Source organism: Acetobacter lambici (assembly GCF_011516885.1).
Lineage (GTDB): Bacteria > Pseudomonadota > Alphaproteobacteria > Acetobacterales > Acetobacteraceae > Acetobacter > Acetobacter lambici.
Genome location: NZ_WOTD01000183.1, coordinates 1 through 547, shown reverse-complemented (window position 1 = coordinate 547; position 547 = coordinate 1). Strand labels below are relative to the sequence as shown.

Below are 547 nucleotides of genomic sequence, written 5' to 3'. Positions count from 1 at the left end.
ATTGTCACCACGCTACCGCAGGGAATGTCCGACCCCCGCCATCTCTACGAACAGATTTACTGCGCACGCGGGGATATGGAAAACCGCATCAAGGAATGCCAGATGGATCTGTTCTCAGACAGGACCTCGTCCCACACCATCCGGGCCAACCAGCTCCGGCTGTGGTTCTCGGCCGCTGCCTATGTCCTGCTGACCGCTCTGCAAAGACTGGCCCTTGGCCAGACCAGCCTGGAGACGGCGACCTGTGGCACCATACGCGCACGACTGCTCAAAATCGCGACACGTGTAACGCTCAGCGTCCGTCGGATTGTCCTGTCCATGCCGGACATGTTCCCCTGTCAGCATGAATTCGCCCTCGCTCATGCACGATTGCGAAGGCTCCGGCAGGCCATCTGAAGAAACAGACAGTGCACAGACCACATAGCTTCCACCAACACTGCCTTCTCAGGCCGTGACACCCTCACTGCGTTCAGAACCCGCCGCCAGAAGCAGAATATCGTCAATATTCCAGATCGGGCTCCTGTGGGATGACTGAATTCTACAAAAT

The 547-nt window shown here is 57.4% G+C and carries 1 protein-coding gene; it reads left to right on the top strand.

What is annotated here, in order from left to right; genetic code table 11:
- Positions 1–396, top strand: a 396-nt coding sequence (locus GOB86_RS15775) for a transposase (protein ID WP_048851407.1), incomplete at its 5' end; no start/stop codon positions are given.
- Positions 397–547 lie beyond the last annotated feature (151 nt).